Origin of the sequence: Streptomyces sp. NBC_01717 (assembly GCF_036248255.1) — a bacterium.
Lineage (GTDB): Bacteria > Actinomycetota > Actinomycetes > Streptomycetales > Streptomycetaceae > Streptomyces.
Window position 1 is genome coordinate 317,501 of record NZ_CP109178.1, and the last position, 21,703, is coordinate 339,203.

The window sequence follows — 21,703 nt, forward strand, 5'->3', positions numbered from 1 at the left end:
CCGAGACCGACGCCTCGTCGAAGTGGCGGCCGAGCAGACGGGTGAACTCCTCGTCGCCGAGCGCGGCGCGCTGTTGGCGCAGGGCCGTGATGTTGAGGACCGCGTTGTCCGACTTGACCTGCTCGTTGAGGGAGAGCGCCCGCACCATCAGCGGCACCGCCTCTTCGGGAAGCCCCTGTTCCGCACGCACGTTGCCCAGCTCGCCGTAGTCGAGCGCCACCTCCGTCCACGCACCCTCCGCCTCGTCGATGGCGAGGCACTCCAGGTAGCACTGCTCGGCCAGCTCCAGATCGCCCCGTAACTGAGCCACCCGGCCCAGGTGGAACGTGCTGTTGGAGACCCCCGCCTGATTGCCCAGCTGTCTCTTCACAGCAACCGAGGCGCGGAAGTACTCCTCCGCCTCCCCGTAGGCGCGCCGGTCCTGGCAGACCCGGCCCAGCTGGTGGAGCACGATGGCCCGGTTGGTGTGGTTACCCATCTGCTCGAAGATCGTGAGCGCCGCCCGATAGCTCCGCTCGGCAGCCTCCAGGTGGCGGGTCTCCAGGTTCACGAGCCCGAGGTCTTCGTGGCACTTGGCGATGGCCTCGGTGTAGCCGGTCGCCTCGCACACCGCGCGGAGATCTCCCGACGGATGCCGACCGCCGGAACGGCGGAACGGGCGGCGCTGGAACGCGGACTGGCCACGGCCCACCGCAACATCGCACGGACCGACCCGTATCTGCGATGGCTGCTGGCGACCGCCCACGCCTGGATCGTGCGGGAGAAGCTGCGCAAGGCGCGGCGGCACATCTTCCTCTCCGCCTTACTCGTCATCGCCGGCGCGGTGGTGTTCCTGGGCGCGACCGGCCGCTGAGAACGCCAGGAACTGCCCCGTAATCCCTGGTGGATCAGCGCACGGCGTCAACTGCGGTGCATCGTGAGGCGGAGGGACGTCCGCGTACTGGATGTATTCGGGCGCTCCGACAACGCGGCGAGGCCTGCTGCCCGCAGCGCACGGCTTCGCGTTCCCGACCCCTGGGACTGCCCGGAAGGCGATGTCGGAATCGCGCCAGCCCGGCCCTTGGAGACGGAGCAGCATGGTCTTCGAACCCGCTCGGAACAGTGTGACTACCAGGACATCTTCCTGTGTTGTGCGGGACGGGAATCCGGTCTCAAAAAGAGGGAAAATCGTGGATCTGAAGCTTCTGGACCGAGTCGCCATCGTTACCGGCGCGTCGAAGGGCATCGGGCTGGCCGTCACCCGTTCGCTGCTGGAAGAGGGCGCGAAAGTGGTGGCCGCCTCTCGCCGGATGACACCGGAACTTAAGGATCTTGAGGGAGTCGGCCTCCTCCATGTGTCGGCCGACTTGATGGACCCGGATGCGCCGGCCCGGATCGTCGATCGCGCGATCGGGCACTTCGGTGCCCTTGACATCCTGGTGAACAACGCGGGCGGCCCGCCTCCCGGCATCACCATGCCTCGCACTGGTTTCTTCGACGGTGACGACGCCGAGTGGCAGGCCATCTTCGAGTTCAATCTGTTCTCCACCGTCCGTATGACCCGCGCCGCCATTCCCCGGATGATCGAGCGCGGTGGCGGTTCCATCGTCAACGTCTCCACCGGTATGGCCCGCCAGCCCGCGAGCGCCAACATCGAGTACGGAGCCGCCAAGGCGGGGCTGTCCAATCTCACCAAGGCACTGTCGGAGGAGTTCGGACCCCAGGGGATTCGGGTCAACACGGTTTCCCCGGGTGCGGTGCGGACCGCGTGGTGGACCGAGAAGGGGGGAGCTGCGGACGTCATCGCCGCAATGGCCGGCGCCGACCGTGACACCGTCATGGAAACCATGGCCCCGCAGATGATGGGGCAGGTGACAGGCCGTCTGATCGATCCGCAGGAGGTAGCTGACGTCATCCTGCTCCTGGCTTCACCGCGGTCGGCGAGCACGATCGGTGCCGACTTCGCCGTCGACGCCGGGTTCCACAAGAGCTTCTGACGTACGCGGTCGATCGGCTGCCCGCTGCCGCGAAAGGCTTACGACCTTGGGATGGCGATCGGTGGGGTGCGCTCGGCCCATGACGTGAGATGGGCGGCACGGGTTGGGTGAGTTGTGGAGAGTGCATCGCCGAGCAGTTCCGCCACTGCACGGCACCGCGCGCAGATACCGGTACTTCCTACCGAAGCGGGCCGAGCAGCCCATCAGGAAACGGACCTTTCCGCCGGCCCGTCACGGTCCCCGCCATGTTCTGGGCCACCACAGCCACCGTTTGCCGTCGCAGCCCCGGGTGCCGGCACAACGCCCGCCGTCCCCCGGGCCGTTGCGCGCTCGGAAGACGGCGGGGGCCGCTGACGTCACGGAGTGGCATCAAGGTCGCGGGCGAGGAGTATGGCCAGCTCCTCGACCGCGGCTTCCGCGCCGTCGCCCTCCGCGGCCAGGACCACTGAGTCGCCGTATTGGGCCGCGAGGGCGAGCACGGAGAGCAGACTCCGGGCGTCGACCCCGCTCTGACCGTCCCGGCCGATAGTCACCTTGACCGGCTGCCGAGTCGCTGCCCGGACGAACAACGAGGCCGGGCGGGCGTGCAGACCGCTGCGGGAACCCACGACGACAGTGCGCTGATGCATGGTGAACTCTCCTGTTTGGTGATGGGGGAACGGAGTTACGGGGCAGACCGTCAGGCGGCGAAGGAGATCTTGGACTCTTCGATCGCCGGGGCCGGAACCGGCGCCTCAGCGGTCCTGCGCATCCCCTTGAGGAGCACAACCAGTGCTGTCGCGACGGCCGTGCCGGCAGCGATGGCCAGCAGATAGAGGAACGGATCGCCGATGAGGGGTACGACGAAGATGCCACCGTGCGGGGCTCGTAGAGTGCAGCCGAAGGCCATCGACAGCGCACCGGTCACCGCGCCGCCGGCCATGACCGACGGGATCACACGGAGAGGGTCGGCCGCCGCGAACGGAATCGCGCCCTCGCTGATGAAGGATGCGCCCAGGACCCAGGCCGCCCTGCCGTTCTCCCGCTCGGTCTTGGTGAACAGCCTGCCGCGCACGGTGGTAGCCAGTGCCATGGCCAGCGGCGGCACCATGCCCGCTGCCATCACTGCGGCCATCACCTTGAGGCTGCCCGGCGTCGGGTCGGCCAGGCCTCCGACCGCGAAGGCGTAAGCCACCTTGTTGAGCGGCCCGCCCATGTCGAAGCACATCATCAGGCCGAGGACGACTCCGAGAATGATCGCGTTCGAGCCGGAGAGCCCGTTGAGGCCGTCGGTCAGGGCCCGTTGGAGCGAGGCGATCGGCTTGCCGACAACGATGAACATCAGGAAACCGACGACCACCGAGGCGATCAGGGGAATCACCAGCACCGGCATGATGCCGCGCAGCGTGGGATGGACTTTCACCCGTTGGATCGCCATCACCACCGCGCCGGCCAGCAGACCCGCCGCGAGGCCGCCGAGGAAGCCCGCGTTGATGGTGAGGGCGATGGCACCGCCGACGAACCCGGGGACGAGCGCGGGCCGGTCCGCCATGCCGTACGCGATGTACCCGGCCAGTACCGGCACCAGGAAGGCGAATGCGGCGGTGCCGATCTGGTTGAGCAGAGCGGCCCAGCTGTCGGCCTCTCCCCAGACGAAGTGGTCCGCGACGGATTTGGCACTGGCGATCTCGTAGCCGCCGATGGCGAACGACAGCGCGATGAGGAGGCCGCCTGCGGCGACGAACGGCACCATGTAACCGACGCCGGACATCAGGTAGGTCCGCAACCGGATCCCGAAGTGTGCGTGGTCACCGCCGGTCGTGACTCCGTCGTCCGGCTGAGCGGAGCCACCCGTGACCGTGCTGGTCGCGCCGCGCTCCGCCTGCCGCTTGGCTTCGGCGATCAGAGCGGCGGGTCGGTTGATACCGGCCTTGACCCCGGTGTCGACGATGGGCTTGCCGTCGAACCGTGCCTTCTCGCGCACCTCGACGTCATGCGCCCAGATGACCGCGTCGGCAGCGGCGATGAGCCCTGGATCGAGCCTTTCGAACCCGGCTGAGCCCTGCGTCTCGACATCGAGCACCACGCCTTCGGCGCGGGCCGCGGCTGCCAGCGACTCGGCGGCCATGTAGGTGTGCGCGATGCCGGTCGGACATGACGTGACGGCGACGATACGGAAGGGTTCGTCGGCCGGCGCGGCACTGTCCCCGGCAGGACCGTCCGCTGCTGCACCCTCCGAAGGCGAGGCGTCCGAAGTCGAGTCGGCCGACGTGGCCTCCTCGCCTCGGATCAAGGCCGCGGCCGCGGCCGGGGCACGCTCCGCGCGCAGTGCGCTCGTGAAGTCGGGGTCCATCAGCCGCCGTGCCAGGGCAGAAAGGATGGTGAGGTGGTCGTCGTCGGCCCCGGCCGGCGCCGCTATCAGGAAGATCAGATCCGCTGGACCGTCCGCCGCACCGAAGTCGATGCCCCGGTCGCTGCGGCCGAAGGCGAGCGTGGGCGCGGTGACATGCTCGCTGCGGCAGTGCGGGATGCCGATGCCGCCGTCCAGACCGGTCGGCATCTGTGCCTCACGGGCGGCGACGTCGGCGAGGAAGCCGTCGAGGTCGCTGACGCGGCCCTCGGTGACCATCCGCTCGGCGAGCGACCGGGCGGCGTCGTCCTTCGTCTCGGCAGACAGATCGAGATCGACCAGTGCCGCGGTGATCAGTTCACTCATCGCGGGGCTCCTTGCTCGTGGACCGTCCTGCGGGCGGCTCGGGGGACTCGGGGCGGTGTGGGCTGGGTAGCGGATGCACGGCAGTCATGAAGCCGGCTCCGTCAGGGGTCGGTCCAGGGCTATGTCGGTGGTCGTGGTGACCGCCGACAGGTCGAGTTCCGCGGGGGTCGGCATGACGCTGCCCGGCAGCTGCACGGCCGCCGCGCCGTGGGCGACCGCCGCGGCGAGCGCGGCCGGGCCTCGTCCACCCGCGGTGAGGAAGCCCGCGAGGGAGGCGTCGCCGGCTCCGACATTGCTGCGGACTGCGTCCACCCGGGCGCTGCCGAAGTACGTACCCGTACCGTCGACCAGCAGCTGCCCGTCGGCCCCGAGGCTGGCCAGAACCGACCGGGCACCGCGCTCGCGGAGCTCCTCCGCCGCCTTCACGGCGTCGCCCACCGTCTCCAGTGGGCGGCCCACGGCCTCGGCGAGCTCCTCCGCGTTCGGCTTGATCACATCGGGGCGCTCCCGCAGCGCCTCGATCAGCGCCGCGCCGGAGGTGTCAAGGGCGATCCGGGCCCCGGCACGGTGGCTCCGCGCCACCAACTCGGCGTACCACTGCGGGGACAGCCCGCGCGGCAGACTGCCACAGCAGACGATCCAGTCCGTGGTCGCCGACCGGGCTCGTACGGCATCCAGCAAAGCCTCTGCCTCGGCCGCAGTGATCTCCGGGCCCACCGCGTTGACCTTGGTCAGCGTTCCATCGGGTTCGACGAGCGTGATGTTGATACGCGTGCTGCCGACGATCGGCACTCCGGCCGCCTCGATGCCGTGCTCACCGAGCAGCCGGGCGAGCAGTGCGCCCTCAGGCCCGCCGAGCGGTGCGACAGCGACCGTACGGTGGCCGGCTGCCGCAACCGCGCGCGAGACGTTGATGCCTTTGCCGCCGGGGTCGACTCGGTCGTAGGTGGCCCGGAGCACGGCGCCGCGGGTCAGCCCGGGCAGCTCGTACGTACGGTCCAGGCTGGGATTGGGGGTGACGGTGAGGATCATGCGCGTACTACTTCCGTGCCCTGGCCCTCGACGGCGAGGGCGTCGTCCGAACCGAGTCCGGTGTCGGTGATGAGCAGATCGACCTGCGCGAGATCACCGAAGCGCGCGAAGTGTTCCTGGCCGAACTTGGCGGAGTCTGCCAGGAGCACGACCCGCCGGGCGGCAGAGATCATGGCGCGCTTGACGGCGGCCTCGGCCAGGTCCGGCGTGGTCAGGCCTCCCTTCGGCGAGAAGCCGTTGGTGGCGAGGAAGACGACATCGGCGTTGATCTCGCTGTAGGCGTTCAACGCCCAGGCGTCGACGGCGGCGCGGGTACGGTGCCGGACACGGCCGCCGACAAGGTGCAGCGCGATGCCAGGGTGGTCGGCGAGCCGGGCGGCGACCGGCAACGCATGGGTGACCACGGTGAGGTGGGCGTCGAGCGGGATGACCGCGGCCAGCCGAACGGCCGTGCTCCCCGCGTCGATGATCACGCTGCCGTCGGAGGGGAGCTCACCGAGCGCGGCGGCCGCGATGCGCTCCTTCTCATCGATGGCCACCGCATCGCGCTCGGCGAGATCGGGCTCGAAGTCGAGCCGCCCGGCCGGAATCGCACCGCCATGGACGCGCCGCAGCAGTCCGGCCCGATCCAGCGTCTTCAGATCACGCCGCACGGTCTCGGCAGTGACCTGGAACTCCTCGGCCAGGGACAGCACATCGACCCGGCCGCTCTCGCGGGCCAGGCGCAGGATTGCTTGCTGCCGCTCCGGTGCATACATGTTGTTTTGGATCCGTTCCATGCCCGACTGTGTGGATTCGCGGTCACGTTACGCCCATAGTTCGACGATGTAAACAGACTCGGGCATGTGTGGGCACGAACGGGCAGGGGGCGGTCCCGGGTGCGGTACGAGCACCCGGGCCCGAAGGAGAACACACCATCGACGCCGATGCCCGGCGGGCATGCGGCTGGGCCTCCGCGATCGCGACGGTGCCGCGGTGGGTGACGGCGGTACAGCCCAGCCGCTCGGCCTCGGGCGGGATGAGCTCGGGCGGCGGGGCTACGGGCGCCAGGTGCGCAGCAGTTCGGCGATGCGGCCGGCGGTACAGCGGGGGTCGTACAGCTCGCGGGCCAGGCCGGCCAGCTGCTCGCGCGCGGGGTCGACAGGTATGCCGCTGGCGTTCAGGTACATCACGGCTACGGCGCAGGCGGCGGTGAGGTTGGAGCGCTCCAGCCAGCGGCAACAGCCGAGGGTGTGAACCAGAGCGGCGGCACGGGCGTAGGGCCCGCCGTACACCGGCTGTTCGAGCAGTTCGGCACGGTGGCGAGAGACGGCCGCAATCGGGACGCCGAGGTCATCGGGTGCGGGATCGCGATGACCGGCCCGTTCGGCGACTTCCAGGATCCAGGACAGGTCGACATGCAGCGACATGCTCACGCAGCGGCGCCCCGGGGGCTCGGGGCGGCGGCGTACTGCGCGTCGAGGTCGGCTTCCAGGTCGGCGAGGAAGTCGCCGTGGTGGTCGATGAGGCGCTGGGCCGCAGCCATGCCCGCCGCGCGGGCACCACTGGTGTCCTCGGCGATGAGGCGCTCCACGTAGCGGTTGAAGTCCAGCCCACGTGCGGCCGCGGCATCCTTGCCGGCGGCGAGCACATCCGGCTCCAGCCGCAGCTGTGTCTGCTTCTTCGAGCTGCTCATACGGCCAAGGTAGCAGGGTGGTAGCAGAAGAGTGCGACGTTCGGGGAATCAGCGTCCCCAGCCGCACGCCGGAGCCTCCTGCGAGTACCCGGCGACCGTCTTGTAGCGACGGATCGAGCCCCTGTCGGCGGGGCCGATTTGCGCGCGACGGATTCCCTTGTGCGGGTTCGCGATCGACCACGCCTCGCACCCAGCCGTCATCCTCGTCGCCGACACAACCGAACTGGTCCAGCAACTCACCCTGGACAGCAGGGAATTCATACCCCATATGACACCGTCCGCCTACGGGTGCCGGACGGCTCGCCGCTCGGCCTTCGCGGCCCCTTGACCTCAACTCGCAATAGGTCCTACATTTTCGACATGTTCTTAAGTGTGTTCTCGATTCATGAATGTGAACCACTCTCTCTTGAGCGCGCTCCCGTCCCCGAGCGGGTGGATGCGGCGGCACCCACCATCGACACGCACTGGCCGTGGAAGACCAAGGACCTCCATCAGCCCGCGGCCCAGTCGTTCGCGGACGGATCGGTGCAGGTCCCCAAGGGGCCGGGGCTGGGCGTGGAACTCGACCGTGACGCACTGGCCCGGCTGCACAAGCATGTGAGTTTTCCGGACAGAAGGGAACCAGCGCCTCATGCGTAAGGAAGGCGTTCACAGCGACGTCACCGTCGTGGGCGGCGGCCTGGCCGGAGTGTGTGCCGCGATCGCTGTCGCCCGGCTGGGCCGTACCGTCGCGCTGGTACACAACCGACCGGTGCTGGGTGGCAATTCGAGCAGCGAGGTGCGGGTGTGGGTATGCGGGGCGACTGCCCACGGGGTGCACCGCTGGGCCCGCGAGACCGGCATCATGGGTGAGCTGTACCTGGAGAATCAGTACCGGAATCCGGAGGGCAATCCCTATTACTGGGACCAGGTCGTGCTGGACGCCGTGCTCGCCGAGTCGAATCTGCGGCTCTTCCTCAACACGGATGTCCGTGACATCACCGCGGAACACGGGAAGCGGATCGAGTCGGTCACCGGTTGGACCATGGGCGCCGAGAGGCTGACCACGTTCACTTCTCCGGTCTTCGTAGACTGTACCGGCGACGGCTTGATCGGCCATCTCGCGGGAGCCGACCATCGCATCGGACGCGAGTCCCGCGCGGAGCACGGCGAGGAGTGGGCGCCGCCGGAGCCCGACCGGCAACTGCTCGGCAGCACCATCCTGTTCTATACGAAGAACGCCGGACACCCGGTGAAGTACGTGCCTCCGTCCTTCGCCAAGAACATCCTGGACACGCCCATTCCCGAGCACCGGTTGATCCGTACCGGCGACAACGGCTGCGACTACTGGTGGGTGGAATGGGGCGGCCGACTCGACACGGTCGACGACAACGAGCGCATCCGCGACGAGCTGTGGTCCGTCATCCACGGTATCTGGGACCACATCAAGAACAGCGGCAGATTCGATGCCGGCAATCTCACTCTGGAGTGGGTCGGAGCCATCCCCGGCAAGCGTGAGTACCGGCGCTTCCTCGGCGATCACGTGCTGACCCAGACCGAGGTGATGGCCCAGAATCCTTTCGACGACAGGATCGCGTTCGGCGGCTGGTCGGTGGACCTGCATCCGGTCGAGGGCATGTACGCCGAGGAACCCGGTGCCCGTCAGCGCTACTCCGACGGCGTCTACCACATCCCCTTCCGCAGCATCTATTCACGGAACGTCGGCAACCTCCTCTTCGCCGGGCGCAATATCTCCGCCACCCACATCGCGTTCGGTTCCACCCGGGTCATGGCCACCTGCGCCACCATCGGGGAGGCCGCGGGCACAGGCGCGGCTCTGTGTGCCGCGCTCGGCGTGACACCCCGCGAGCTGCACGGCGGACAGCTCACGCTCCTTCAGCAGACCCTGCTCCGGCAGGACGCCTCGCTGATGGGCGTGCGGAACACCGACCCGGACGACCTGGCCCGTGCGGCACGCGCCTGCGCCTCCAGCACGCTCACCCGGCTCGTCGTGGAGCCGGGGCCCGACACGACCACCACGCCGTTGCCGCTGGACCGTGACCTGGCCTTCGTGCTCCCCGTCGATCCGCGGCTGGACGACGTGGAACTGCTCGTCGACGTGCGCACCGGCACCGAGTTGACCATCGAGCTCTGGGACACACTGCGCGGCGAGAACGCCGTACCTGCCCGACATCTGATCTCCCGCACGGTGCCCGTCCCTGAGGGTAAGGAGCAGTGGGTGTCCGCCCATCTGCCCTGGCAACCGGATGAGCCGCGCAACGCCGTCGTGATCGTACGGGCCGATCCGCGGGCACATCTGCACCTCGTCGACGAACGGCGCACCGGCGTGCTGTGCCTGGCCCGCAAGCGCGTCGGTGAGTCGGGAGTGGACCACGACATTCCCGAGGAGAGCGACCAGGCGGTCGCCGAGTGGGTCGCTCGGGGCCTGCGCCGACGCAGCTTCTGCTTCCGCGCCGGGCCGACCCGGGCGTATGCCCCGGACAAGACCGTCGGCGGCTACCAGCGGCCCTTCGGTGGACCCCAGATGTGGCACGCGGGCGAGCGGGGCGAGGCGTGGCTGCGGCTCGACTGGGACGCCCCGGTGGAGATCAGCGCGGTGCATCTCGTCTTCGACGACGACGTGGACGAGTACCTCAACAATCTCCACCGGCATCGTACGGAGTTCGAGGTCATGCCGGAGCTGGTCCGTGACTACCGCATCGAGACGCTGGCGGACGACGGCGGCTGGACGCCGGTCGCCGGGGAGACCGGCAACCGCCGCCGGCACCGGATACACCGGTTCGCCCCGTCCCGGACCACCGCGCTGCGGGTGGTGGTGGAGGCGACGAACGGCGCACCGGAGGCACGCATTGTGGCGCTGCGTGCCTATGCCTGATCCGCCGCCGGCCTTCGCCCGGTCGCGCGCAAGCGGTCGGGCGCAGGCGTGGCCGTGCCCGGAGGGTTTTCTGGGCACGGCCGCAGCGAACCTGTTCCTACAGGGTCCTTGCCTCCATCCACTCCGACCAGGCGCTGGCCACACCGTCGGCGCGCAGTGCGCGGATGCGGACCCGCACCTGGCGCCCGGAGCCCAGCTCCTCGATTCGGCTGAAGCCGCGGAGCGTGGTGGGCCAGGTGCGGATCAGCTCACCGCTGCGGGCGTCGACGGCCCCGATGGCATAGGCCCGGTCCGCGTCCGCTCCGCGCCAGTGGAGAACGGCGCCGCCGGGCACGGGTTTCAGTACCTGCGCATCCGGCGGCAGCGGCCCGGCGTCCGCCCGGGGGGTGAGCCCGGCCCTCCACGCGGAGGCGGTCTCGCCCGCCGCGCAGACGGCTAAGACGCGCACCCGGTACGGGGTTCCGTTCAGCAGCCCCGTGATGTCCGCGTGACCATCCTTGTGGACGGTGCGGGAACGGGTCGCCGTGCCGGTTCCCCCCTGCGTCGCCTCGGCACGGTAGGAGTCGGCTCCCGTCACATGGTCGAAGACCACCCGTAGGGCGCCGTCAGCCGCAACGATCTGGGCGACGCGGGGGGTGCCCGGTGCGGCCAGAGGGTTGTCCGCGGCGGCGACTTCGTACCCCTGCGGGTCGATCAGCCCCACGTGCTCGGTGACGGCCTCCTCGCCCTGCCACCCGTCCGTCCGCCATCCGATGTCCTGGCTGAAGGGCGCGGCGCCTGGGATGATGTCCGGCAGCGGGACGCGCCGCTCGACGACGATCTCGCCGCAGGCGTCCACCGCACGCCAGTGCAGACGGTGGCCACGCAGAACGCGGCTTGGCAACTCGCCCCCGCGCCGTGGGACGACCGTGATCCGGGTGCCGCCGTCCGCCGTGGTCAGGAACAGTGCTCCGACCGGGGCGAAGGCGACGCGCATCTGGTCGTAGCTGCGCTTCAGCCCACCCCATTCGGTCTGCACGCCCCACCCGCGGAGCTGGTTGACGGAGCTGCCCTGGAAGCGGCTGCGGTAGTCGTCGAAGGTCCACCGGGAGGCCCCGATCACCCACGGCAGGCGGGACAGCTCCGCCGGGATCCCGCCGTCGTGGCGTGAGGTGTGCTCGAGGCTCTCCCGGTCGGGGGTGAACGTGTAGCCGTCGCTGCTGAACTCGCTGACGAAGACCGGCTTGTCCGGGTAGTGAATGCGCAGCTGTTGCAGCCGCTCGGTGTAGTCCCGGTACATGTTGACCGCGATGAAGTCGGTGTACTGAAGGGCTTCGTCCTGCGGACCCTTGATCTCGCCGAAGGTGTTGCTTACATACGTCAGGGGGCGTGAGTCGTCGAGCTCTGCGCGGGTGTGATCGATCAACGCCCTGACGAAGTTCCGGCCCGCTTCCTCGGTGCCCTTGATCTCGTTCGCCACGGACCACGCGAATATGGAGGGATGGTTGGCGTCTCGCTGCACCATCTCACGCAGCTCGGGGATCCAGCGCTCGGGGTCGAGGCAGGCTCCCTGTCCCCAGAGGGAGATCTCGGCGATGTTGAGCATCCCGACCTCGTCGAGGTGGTCGAGGAGATCGGGCGACTGCGGGACGTGGTGGATGCGGGTCATGCCCGCCCCGGCCCGCTTCATGTGGCCGATCTCGGCGCGGATGACGGCCGGCGGCTCCGTGGCGCCGTGTACGCGGTCGCCGGGGACGCGGTTGAAACCCACGGTGCGGATGCGTTCGCCATTGAGCATCAGGCCGTCCGGCAGTATGTCGATCCTGCGGATGCCGAAGCGGTCGGAGAGGGCGTAGGAAAGCTCGTCGCCCTCGCTGAGGGTGACGGTGGAACGGTAGAGCGTCGGGTGGTCCAGGGACCACAGTTCGTACGAACCCGCGGGCAGGACGGCCGTCAGGCGGACGGCCGTCGTGGAGCGGGCCGGCACGGTCACGTCCCGGCCGACGGACGGCTCGGGGTGCAGTGTTCCGCAGTTCAGCGCGCCGCCCTCCGTACCGGTGAGTGTGCCGCCGAGGCGTACGGTCCGGTCGTGGTCGAGGGCATTGGACACGGTGACCTCGGTGGTCACCTCGGCGGTGCCCTCCACGAGTGCGGGGTGGGCGGTGACCTGCTGCCGTTCGATGCGTACCGCCGGGTCGACGGTGAGGGCGACGGGGCGGGATATTCCTCCCCAGATCCAGCCGGCGCCGACGGCCTCGTCGTTGTTGACCCTGACGGTGAGGGTGTTGGGACTGCCGTCGGTGGTCAGCAGCTCGGTGACGTCGTACTCGAACGGTGTGTATCCGCCGATGTGGGTGCCGAGCCGGGTGCCGCCCAGCCAGACCGTCGCGGTGTGGCAGACGGCTCCGAAGTGGAGCCGGACGACCTGCGTGTCGCCGAGTCGGGGTGTGTCGAAGGTCCGCCGGTACCAGGCGTCGCCCTTGTGGTCGGCGTACCTGTCGTGCACGTCCCAGCTGCCCGGTACGGGCAGTCCGTCCCACTCGGGCGCCTCGGGGTCGGTCGTGAAATCCCAGATCCCGCCGAGGTCGGTGGTGTGTCGCCCGGCGGGGATCTGGTGCCCGGGCCCGTCGGGATCGGGGGCGGCGGCGCACAGTGCGGGAGCGTCCGTGGCGGCGGGGGCATCGGCAGTGCGGTCATGGTTCATCTGGCCCGCCACCGCAGCGCCGCCTTCGGGCGTGAGAGCCCGCCGTTCCCCCCGTCGGGGGGCAGCAGAGAGGCTTCGGTGCCCACGGCAACGTGCCGGCTGCCCGGAGCGTCGGTGACTCGGCCTGTGGCGCCGGGAGACAGCGGCCCGTCGACGGGTGGCCGCCGGGCCGGCCACGGTGGGAGGGAGTGGCCGTCACCGGTCATCGCGGTCCCCCTTCGACGGATCGGTCCAAGCCCGTGGTTCCTGTGTGCATGAGGTGTTGCTCCTCTGCCGAGCCGGATGGGTGGGCGGATCGGGCGGGCCCGGACCGGAGTGGTCACGCGCCGGTGGAGCGCCGCAGCCGCAGTTCGCCGCCGATGGTGATCTGGGGTGCCACGTCCTCGTTCCGCAGTTGCGCCAGCAGCGTGTGCGCGGCGATCTGCCCCATCCGGCGGTAGTCGCAGCGGACCGTGGTCAGGGCGGGGGTTACGTAGCTGGCCAGGCTGATGTCGTCGAACCCGGCCACGGCCATCTCCTCGGGGACCTTCACTCCGTTCTCCGAAAGGACGGACAGCCCGGCGATGGCCATGAGGTCGTTGGCGTAGAAGATCGCCGTGGGGCGCGGTGACCTGTCGAGCAGTTCGCGGGTGGCCTGCGCACCGCCTTCGGTGGTGAAGTCGCCCGTCACCACGGGACCGGGCTGGAGCCCCGCTTCCACCAGGGTGTCCTCCCACAGCTGACGGCGGCTCCGGGCGTGGCGCAGGCTCGGGAGTCCCGAAACATGGGCGATGTTCCGGTGGCCCTGGGCGATGAGGTGGCGGGTCAGTTCGCGGACCTGGTCGGCGCCGCCGGTGCTGACCCAGGGGAACGGACAGGTTCGGCCGGGTGATCCGGCGACCACCGCCCGGGTGCCCAGCTGGCTGAGCCACTCGAAGCGGGGGTCGCGGTGGCGCAGGTCGGTCAGCAGGAATCCGTCGACTCGGCGTTCTCCGACCATCTGTTCGTAGCACTCGCGCTCGGTGTGGGAGTCGTCGACGAACCGCAGCACCGCCGCGTACCCCACCGAGGTGAGCGCGCTCTCCGCACCGGACAGGAACGCGGGGAAGAACGGGTCGAGTTCGAGGAGTTCCGTGGGCCGGCGGAGCACCATCCCCACGGCGTGCGCGGGGCCACCACCGACGGCGCGGGCCGCAGTGCTCGGCGTCCAGTTGAGTTCGGCGGCAGCGGCCCGAATCCTGGCCATGGTGCCTGGGCTGATGCCCTTGCCCCCGTTGAACGTCCGGGACACGGCGCCTTTGGACACCCCGGCACGAGTGGCGACATCGGAGATCGTCGGCCGCCGACGTGAGTCCTGCTGCTCTTCGGTCACGTGCTCAGGTTAGCGCCCATCGAACGATTGCGACCCCTCCAGGTATACCGGTTTCCCTAGGGGAAGACCGTTGACGCTTCGTCAAGTCCTTGATTCCACAGTTCAATTTGGACAATACCAGTCATAATGGTCCGTCAACTACATTACAGATTCGCAGAGTTGGAAGCCTTGACCCTTCCCAACCCGCTTACTACTCTCCCAACTCAACCGATTTACTTCGGCGTGAGTTGGAGCCGCACCACTGGCAGCGCCCGGTCAGCCACCCGGCAGACGGGCAACGAGTCGTGTCCGACGAGATCGCGGCCGACTTACCACTCCTTCACCACACCCGCTGCGCATCCGCGCCGCGGGCACCCCTTTGCCGAAATTCCGCGCGCCGAGGACAAGGAGTCATCAAGATGAGAACACCATGGTCCAGACTTGCCGCCTGCTGTACCGCGGGGATACTCGCGGTCACCGCGGGGGCCTGCTCGTCGTCGGACTCCAGCAGCGATGCCGCCGGCGGCAAAGTGACCATCACGGTGACGGACATGCCCCCGACCACCCAGATGACCTTGCGCAAGCAGTTCACCGACCAGGTGGCTGCCTTCGAGCGGGCGAATCCGGACATCGTTGTCAAGCCGAGTGAGGCGGTGTGGGATGCCAAGACCTTCGCCGCCCGACTGGCCGGCGGCCAGCTCGAGACGGCGTTCATCGTGCCACTCACCGAACCTCAGGGCCTCATCAACCGACACCAGATCGCGGACATCACCGACCAGGTGAACGCGCTACCGCGTGCCGACCAGTTCGACAAGCGCGCCCTGGCACCGGGCACGGACACCAAGGGGCACAACTACGGTCTGCCCACCAGCGAGTTCGCCCTCTCCCTGGTCTACAACCGGGAGCTGTTCAAGAAGGCCGGACTCGATCCGGACAACCCGCCGAAGACCTGGGAAGAGGTCCGGCAGGCGGCGAAGGCGATCTCGGAGAAGACCGGCCTGCCGGGATACGCGCAGCCCACGACGAACAACACGGGCGGCTGGACGCTGACCGCCATGTCGTACACGTACGGCGGCCAGATCGAGAAGGAGCAGGGCGGCAAGCAGGTCGCGGCCTTCAATGACACACCGGTGCGACAGGCCCTGGACTGGCTCAAGGCGCTGCGCTGGGAGGACGATTCCATGGGCACCCAGCAGCTTCGGGACGCGGGCGAGATCCAGAAGTCGTTCTCGGCCGGCCGTATCGGCATGATGATGGCAACACCCAGCACGTACGTCGAACACATCACCAAATACAACGGTGACCCAAAGATCTACGGTGTCGCCGCTCTGCCCTCCGCGAGCCGGTCGGCCACCATGCTGGGCGGCAAGATGGCAGTGATCAATCCGAAGGCCAGTGCCGCCCAGCGCGAAGCTGCGGTGAAGTGGATCGACTACTACTACCTCAGGGTCAAGCACGACCCGACGGAAGCCGGCGCGCGTGCGAAAGCGGAGGCCGCCGACGGCATCCCGGTGGGCACGCCGACCGTTCCCCTCTACCGGCCCGCCGTCAGCGGACCCGTCGACGCGGCCAGGAACGAGCACGCCACGGTCCCGCTCAAGAACTTCGATCCCTTCATCAACGGTGTGAAGCAGCAGGAGTTCGTCGTCGAGCCCTCGGTGGCCGCGCAGGACGTGTACGCCGCGCTGGACACCGCCGTGGCGGCCGTGCTCACCCGCAAGAGCGCCGACCCCCAGGCCGAGTTGGACAAGGCGGAGAAGAAGGCCGTGCCCGCGCTGGAGCGGGCCCAGCGATGACCATCGTCCAGCCGGCCGGTGGCGCCACGGCCCCACCGCAGACGGAGCAGCCGGACACCCGGACGGACGGTCGCGGCCTGGGCACCGCCTCGCTCCGCAGGCCGCGCCGCCGCGGCTTCGGGCTTGCCTCGCTGCTCTTCCTGCTGCCGCTGCTGCTGCTCTTCGGCTGCTTCGCCTGGTGGCCGATCGGCCGCAGCGTCATCCTCGGCTTCCAGGAGACCGACCTGGTGAACCAGCCCACCTGGGTCGGCCTGGACAACTTCCACTTCCTGTTCACCGACCCGCTGCTGTGGACCACGCTGCGCAACACCGCGTGGTTCGTCGTCCTGGCCCTGGTGATCGGGTTTCCGGTACCCATCATGCTGGCGATGCTGGTCACCGAACTCAGGCGGCTGGGCGGGGTCTTCCGGGTGCTGATCTACCTGCCCGTGGTGGTCCCGCCGGTTGTTGCGCTGATGCTCTGGCGCTGGTTCTACGACCCGGATTTCGGGCTCTTCAACCAGGTACTCGGCTACATCGGCCTCGGCCCCTACCCCTGGCTGCAGTCGGCGACCTCCGCGATGCCGAGCCTGGTGCTGGCAGCCACATGGGCGAACGCCGGCAGCACCACGCTGATCTACATGGCTGCGCTGTCCAGCGTGCCGGCCGATCTGTACGAAGCCGCCGAGCTGGACGGCGCATCGATCCGGCGGCGTATATGGCACGTGACCCTGCCGCAGCTGCGCGGAGTCATCCTGATCATGCTGCTGCTCCAGATCATCGGCACCTTCCAGGTCTTCACCGAGCCTTTCATCCTCACCGACGGCGGACCGGAGGACTCCACCGTGAGCATCCTTCTGCTGATCTACCGGTACGCGTTCCTCAACGGTGACTACGGGACCGCCGCCGCCCTCAGCGTGCTGCTCGCCCTGGTGTTGGCCGTACTGTCCGCCGTCTACCTGCGCCTGACCCGCAAGTGGAGCACATCATGAGCGACGACGACGGATCCCGCGGCGTGATCTCGGCGGCCGACCGGCGCCGCCCTTCCGTGCGCTGGATCCTGAGGATCTCCCAGCCCGTCATTCTGACAGCTGTCGCAATCGCAGGACTCGGGCCGATCCTGTGGACGGTCAAGGGCGCCCTGTCCCCCACTCAGGAGGTCCTCAAGGATCCACTGCGGCTGTGGCCCTCCGTCTTCCAGTGGGGCAACCTCGTCACCGCCTGGGAAAATCTGAGGCTCGGCCGTTATCTGCTCAACACGGCGGTCCTGGTGGGGGGCTCCTGGTTCTTCCAACTGCTGGTGGCGACCTGCGGCGCGTATGCCCTGTCGGTGCTGCGCCCCCGGTACGGCCGCGTCGTCTACTACGCCGTGCTCGCCACGCTCTTCATACCCGGTACCACTTCACTGGTTGCGCTCTACCTGGTGGTGCTCCACCTGCCGCTCACGGGAGGGTCGATCGCCAACACCCCGTGGGCGGTGTGGCTGCCGGCCGGAGCGCACGCCTTCAACGTACTGATCATGAAGCAGTTCTTCGACAGTCTGCCCCGCGAACTCCACGAGGCGGCGCAGGTCGACGGAGCCGGACCCTGGCGACTGTTCTGGCAGATCATCATGCCGATGTCCGGCCCGATCGTAGCGGTCGTGTCCCTGCTGGCGGTCATGAGCGCATGGAAGGAATTCCTCTGGCCCATGATCGTCATCTCGGACCCCGACGCACAGCCACTGTCGGTCGCACTGCCTCGACTCGCCGAGACGACGCAACAGAACCAGGTCATTGCCGGGATGCTCATCACGATCATCCCCCCGCTGCTGCTGTACCTGGTGTTCCAGCGCCACATCGTCCGCGGAATCAGTTTCACCGGTCTGAAGGGATGATCCCATGACCGCACGCATGACCTTGCGGCAGCACCGGCTGCTACGCATGGTGCTGGCGGTGCTGCTGACGCTCCTCTCCGTACAGTTGCTGGGCGCTGAGCGCGCCCGGGCCGAAACAGTCACCGACGGGAACTACTACTCCAGCAGCCCACCCACGTCGGGGTGCCTGGACACGGTCGGAAACCGTCTGGTCGCCTTCCAGGACAGCAAGCTCTTCAACGGCAACACCGCCGACTGCGTCGGATGGGAGGGTTCCTCGAGCGCGCCCAAGAGCGTGACCGTTGTCTTCGACCTGCTGTACGACCGCCCGCTCAGCAGCATCTCGATCACGAGTACGGCGAAGAACACATTCTGGGGCTTCGACGAGATCGAGATCACCTATCGGCCCGAAGCGGGCACCGCCTACCGCGTCGCGCACAGCGAAGCCTGGGACCGCAGCCGGCTGGACTACCAGCGCACGGTCGCGATGAACAACGCGCAGGCCCGGTTCGTGCGCATCAAGCTGACGCGCGTCAACCAGTACCTGCACTTCCCGCTCTCCGAGGTCACCTTCACCGTCGGCAGCGGCACCGTCGACCCGACTCCGGACCCGTACACCCAGGAGGAGATGGATGCGGAGGTATCCGTCCCCACCCGGCTGGTCGACGTCCACGGCCAGTACCTCTACGGGACCTGGTCCGGCAAGCTGACCTCTGACCAGCAGCTGCAGCAGGACGCCACGGACGAGGCCGCGGCGCTGGCCGGCGTCACGCTGGACACGACCACGTACGACCAGTACGGCGGCGTGAAGGCGCTGGGCAGAAGTACCACCCACACCGGCTTCTTCCGTCTGGAGAAGGACGTCCAGGGCAAGTGGTGGTTCATCACCCCCGACGACTACAAGTTCATCCTCAAGGGAGTCGACTCCACCTCGGCCACCGACTGGGGCTACGCCACGGTTGTGAAGGACACCGAAGGCGACCCGCTCGGGAAGTTCTCTGCCCTGCCCGACGAGGCAACCTACGCCGCTGCTTACAGCAGTGACCGCACGGAGATGAGCTTCGTCAAGGCAAACCTGATGCGCAAGTACGGCGTCACGGGCTGGGAGACCCCATGGCGCGACATCACCAAGAAGCGCCTGATCAAGTGGGGCTTCAACGCGCAGTCCAAGTGGTCCCGCGACGGGGGCCTCCAGATGCCCTGGATCGGCCAGATCACGGCGCCGGCCAATGTGAAGCGCATCACCCCGTACGCCATCGACCCGTTCGACCCGGCATTCGCCACGGAGCTCGACAAGCAGCTGAGTCCGACAACCAGCATCGTCCGGACGAACGTCAACAGTCCCTGGCTGATCGGCTACTTCTTCGACAACGAACGGGGCTGGGACGACGACGTCATGACCGCGATACTGAAAGACACTCTCGGCCGGTATCCGGCCAAGTCAGCCTTCGTCGCCTACATGATCGACACCTACGGCCTGACGGAGACCAACAACAAGCTGGGGACCCCGGGCGCCACACAACACGACCTGGAGACCTGGAACCTCTCGGAAAAAGTTCCCAGTGACAGCGCGCTGCGCACCGAGTTCATCGGCGAGGCTTCGAAGGCCTACTACTCGACCGTCCAGGCGGCCATCAGCAAGTACGACGACAACCACCTGTTCCTCGGCTCCGCCCTGGTGCCGGGCTGGCGTTCCAGCCTGGCGTGGGAGGTCTGCGGGCGCGAGTACGTGGACGCGATCTCCCTCGACGTCTACCGCAACAGCGCGGACTACCTGGACACGTACGAACCGTACGACACGCCTGTGCTGAACCTGGAGCACTCGTTCAACGTCCACGGCCGGGGCCTGCGCAGCATCAACGGCTCCGTCCGCGCCGACGACATCGCCGACCGCGGCACCATGCACCAGCAGTTCAGCTGGGCACAGGCCGAGAGCCCGGTCTTCGTGGGGTCCGGCTGGTTCAGCTACTACGACCAGGCCATCACCGGTCGCGCGGCCGACGGCGAGAACTTCAACTTCGGCCTGGTCAACCAGCAGGACCAGCCCTACACCGCGATGACCGACGTCATGGCGCAGACCCACCAGCAGCTGGAACAGCGACACGATGATGCGCCCCTCCCCATCACCGGCACCCAGTCCGTGTGCCCGGACTGAGCAAAGGAGCCCGATCGATGATCTCGCGACGCACCCTCCTAAGCAGCGCTCCCGCCGCGCTCGCCGGATCGCTCGCCCTGCGCTTCGCCTCGCCCGCGTACGCGGAGGCGCCGGCTCAGCTCGCAGGCGACACCTGGCTGGTCGACCGCTACGGGCAGTACCTCCACCAGGACTGGCCCGGCAAGGTCGTCTCGGACGAGCAGCTGCGCAGTGAGTACGCAGAGGAGGCCGCCCGGCTGGCCGATGTCGCACCGGACCGGATCCGGTACGACCGGTACGGCGGCCTGAAGGAGCTCGGACGACACAAGGCAACCGGCTACTTCCGGCTGGAGCAGGTCGACGGCCGATGGTGGTTCGTCACCCCGGACGGCCACCTGTTCATCCTCAAGGCCGTCGACGCCTTCTCCCCCCAGGAATGGGGCTACGGCACCTGGTGGAAGAATCCGGACGGCACGCTCATCGACCTCTTCGAGGAACTGCCGGACCCGGTGCAGTTCGCGTCCTGCTACACCGAGGACGACAAGGGGCACGTCGTGAGCTTCCTCAGGGCCAACCTCGCACGGAAGTACGGGGACGACTACCGGCCGAAGTGGCGCGAGACGGTCGCCAAGCGCATGATCGACTGGGGGTTCAACGCCCAGGGCAAGTGGACTCTCGACACGGAAGTCGTCATGCCGTACCTCGCCCAGGCGCCGACACCCACCGACGTGATCCGAGTGCTGTGGGGAATCGATCCGTTCGACCCCGACTTCTCGGCCAAGCTCGACCGCACCTTCGATCTGCGCCCGAACCGCAAGGACCCGTGGCTCATCGGGTACTTCTTCGAGAACGAGCGCGGCTGGAGCCGTGACGTGGTCGCCGAGGTGGTCAAGCGCGACTCCACTCTCGCGGCCAAGAACGCCTTCGTGCGCTACCTGGCCGACACCTACGGCGACGACGTGGACCGGGTCAACGTCGTTCTCGGCACCGACGCGAAGTCCTTCCACGCCCTGAGGGACACACCGATCAACATCGCCCGGGTACCCGCCGCGGACGTCACGGCGTTCATCACGCTGGCCTCGAAGACGTACTTCAGGAAGGTACGCAAGGCGATCCACAAGCAGGACCCCCACCACCTGTTCCTCGGCGGCTCCCTGGTCCCCACCTGGCGTACCAGCCCGGAGTGGAACGTCGGCGGGCGCGACCACCTCGACGCCATCTCCTTCGACTGGTACTCGACCAGCGTCGACTACCTGCGGCAGTACGAGGGATACGGCAAGCCGATCCTGACCCTGGAGTTCTCCTTCATGTTCCCCGAGAGGGGGATGACCGCGGCCAACGCGGCGACCACGGCGACCAGCCAGCAGGACCGGGGGGAGAAGTACCGGGCCTTCGTCGAGGCACAGGCCGGGAGCCGGGCCTTCGTCGGCTTCGCGTGGTTCTCCGCCTACGACCAGGCGGTGACCCGCAAGCCGGGGGCCACCGAGGCGTTCAACGTCGGTCTGACCAACCAACAGGACCAGCCCTACTACCACATGCTCGACATCATGCGGGAGGTGAACCGCGGCATCGAGGCGGTCCACCTCCAGGCGCCGCCCGCCTGACCCCCGGCCCCGTCCACCCGGCCCGGGCCGTGGCGGCCGCCTCCGCCACGACCCGGGCCGGTCACCCAG

The 21,703-nt window shown here is 68.4% G+C and carries 18 protein-coding genes and 1 pseudogene; 10 read left to right on the forward strand and 9 right to left on the reverse strand.

Annotated elements, in window-relative coordinates; translation table 11 throughout:
• Positions 1-22: 22 nt before the first annotated feature.
• Positions 23-301 (forward strand): hypothetical protein, encoded by a 279-nt coding sequence (locus tag OHB49_RS01485; RefSeq protein WP_329157216.1) that lies wholly within the window; start codon positions 23-25, stop codon positions 299-301.
• On the opposite strand, the pseudogene OHB49_RS45695 reads toward OHB49_RS01485, so the two are convergent.
• Positions 302-478, reverse strand: a pseudogene (locus OHB49_RS45695) (tetratricopeptide repeat protein); the annotation flags it as partial.
• Here OHB49_RS45695 and OHB49_RS01490 point away from each other — a divergent pair.
• Both OHB49_RS01490 and OHB49_RS01495 read left to right on the forward strand, forming a co-directional pair.
• A complete protein-coding gene (locus tag OHB49_RS01490; protein WP_329157218.1) occupies positions 467-853 on the forward strand; it encodes a hypothetical protein in 387 nt (128 codons plus the stop codon). The pseudogene OHB49_RS45695 and the gene OHB49_RS01490 overlap by 12 nt on opposite strands.
• 223 nt (positions 854-1,076) lie before the next feature.
• On the forward strand, positions 1,077-1,976 hold the full coding sequence (locus OHB49_RS01495) for an SDR family NAD(P)-dependent oxidoreductase (RefSeq protein WP_329157219.1): 900 nt from the start codon (positions 1,077-1,079) through the stop codon (positions 1,974-1,976).
• A 356-nt stretch (positions 1,977-2,332) separates the two neighbouring features.
• On the opposite strand, the gene OHB49_RS01500 is transcribed toward OHB49_RS01495, so the two are convergent.
• From OHB49_RS01500 to OHB49_RS01525, 6 genes are all read right to left on the reverse strand, one after another.
• Entirely contained in the window at positions 2,333-2,605 is a 273-nt protein-coding gene (locus OHB49_RS01500) for an HPr family phosphocarrier protein (RefSeq protein WP_329157220.1), read from the reverse strand.
• Between the two features lie 50 nt (positions 2,606-2,655).
• A complete protein-coding gene (locus tag OHB49_RS01505; RefSeq protein WP_329157221.1) occupies positions 2,656-4,671 on the reverse strand; it encodes a PTS fructose transporter subunit IIABC in 2,016 nt (671 codons plus the stop codon).
• Between the two features lie 84 nt (positions 4,672-4,755).
• The gene (gene pfkB / locus OHB49_RS01510; RefSeq protein WP_329157222.1) at positions 4,756-5,703 is read right to left on the reverse strand and encodes a 1-phosphofructokinase; all 948 of its coding nucleotides are present in this window, start codon (positions 5,701-5,703) and stop codon (positions 4,756-4,758) included.
• Positions 5,700-6,461, reverse strand: a complete 762-nt coding sequence (locus OHB49_RS01515) for a DeoR/GlpR family DNA-binding transcription regulator (RefSeq protein WP_329166311.1) — start codon at positions 6,459-6,461, stop codon at positions 5,700-5,702. The genes pfkB and OHB49_RS01515 overlap by 4 nt, the downstream gene beginning before the upstream one ends.
• A gap of 279 nt (positions 6,462-6,740) precedes the next feature.
• Entirely contained in the window at positions 6,741-7,112 is a 372-nt protein-coding gene (locus OHB49_RS01520) for a fic family toxin-antitoxin system, toxin component (protein WP_329166312.1), read from the reverse strand.
• Positions 7,113-7,114: 2 nt separating this feature from the next.
• On the reverse strand, positions 7,115-7,378 hold the full coding sequence (locus OHB49_RS01525) for a hypothetical protein (RefSeq protein ID WP_329157224.1): 264 nt from the start codon (positions 7,376-7,378) through the stop codon (positions 7,115-7,117).
• Between the two features lie 360 nt (positions 7,379-7,738).
• Here OHB49_RS01525 and OHB49_RS45700 point away from each other — a divergent pair, with 360 nt between their 5' ends.
• Both OHB49_RS45700 and OHB49_RS01535 read left to right on the forward strand, forming a co-directional pair.
• Complete coding sequence (locus OHB49_RS45700; RefSeq protein ID WP_443079472.1) at positions 7,739-8,017, forward strand: hypothetical protein; 279 nt, start codon at positions 7,739-7,741, stop codon at positions 8,015-8,017.
• The gene (locus OHB49_RS01535) at positions 8,010-10,253 is read left to right on the forward strand and encodes an FAD-dependent oxidoreductase (RefSeq protein ID WP_329157226.1); all 2,244 of its coding nucleotides are present in this window, start codon (positions 8,010-8,012) and stop codon (positions 10,251-10,253) included. Before OHB49_RS45700 ends, OHB49_RS01535 begins: the two co-directional genes overlap by 8 nt.
• Before the next feature lie 97 nt (positions 10,254-10,350).
• Here the strand turns inward: OHB49_RS01535 and OHB49_RS01540 are convergent, their stop codons facing one another.
• Complete coding sequence (locus tag OHB49_RS01540; protein WP_329157227.1) at positions 10,351-12,936, reverse strand: glycoside hydrolase family 2 TIM barrel-domain containing protein; 2,586 nt, start codon at positions 12,934-12,936, stop codon at positions 10,351-10,353.
• 319 nt (positions 12,937-13,255) lie between these two features.
• Positions 13,256-14,287: a LacI family DNA-binding transcriptional regulator gene (locus OHB49_RS01545; protein WP_329157229.1), complete on the reverse strand. Its 1,032-nt coding sequence runs from the start codon at positions 14,285-14,287 to the stop codon at positions 13,256-13,258.
• A 398-nt stretch (positions 14,288-14,685) separates the two neighbouring features.
• Between OHB49_RS01545 and OHB49_RS01550 the strand changes: the two genes are divergently transcribed.
• Genes OHB49_RS01550 through OHB49_RS01570 form a run of 5 tightly spaced genes read left to right on the forward strand, consistent with a single transcriptional unit; the run spans position 14,686 to position 21,634 of the window.
• Complete coding sequence (locus OHB49_RS01550) at positions 14,686-16,062, forward strand: ABC transporter substrate-binding protein (protein WP_329157231.1); 1,377 nt, start codon at positions 14,686-14,688, stop codon at positions 16,060-16,062.
• Positions 16,059-17,033: a carbohydrate ABC transporter permease gene (locus tag OHB49_RS01555; RefSeq protein ID WP_329157233.1), complete on the forward strand. Its 975-nt coding sequence runs from the start codon at positions 16,059-16,061 to the stop codon at positions 17,031-17,033. The genes OHB49_RS01550 and OHB49_RS01555 overlap by 4 nt, the downstream gene beginning before the upstream one ends.
• Positions 17,030-17,917 carry a carbohydrate ABC transporter permease gene (locus OHB49_RS01560; protein WP_329157235.1) on the forward strand — a complete coding sequence of 296 codons (888 nt, stop codon included), beginning with the start codon at positions 17,030-17,032 and terminating at the stop codon, positions 17,915-17,917. The genes OHB49_RS01555 and OHB49_RS01560 overlap by 4 nt, the downstream gene beginning before the upstream one ends.
• A gap of 4 nt (positions 17,918-17,921) precedes the next feature.
• Positions 17,922-20,051, forward strand: coding sequence for a hypothetical protein (locus tag OHB49_RS01565; RefSeq protein ID WP_329157237.1), 2,130 nt, complete (start codon positions 17,922-17,924; stop codon positions 20,049-20,051).
• A 17-nt stretch (positions 20,052-20,068) separates the two neighbouring features.
• Positions 20,069-21,634, forward strand: coding sequence for a hypothetical protein (locus tag OHB49_RS01570; protein WP_329157239.1), 1,566 nt, complete (start codon positions 20,069-20,071; stop codon positions 21,632-21,634).
• The last annotated feature ends 69 nt before the right edge of the window (positions 21,635-21,703 follow it).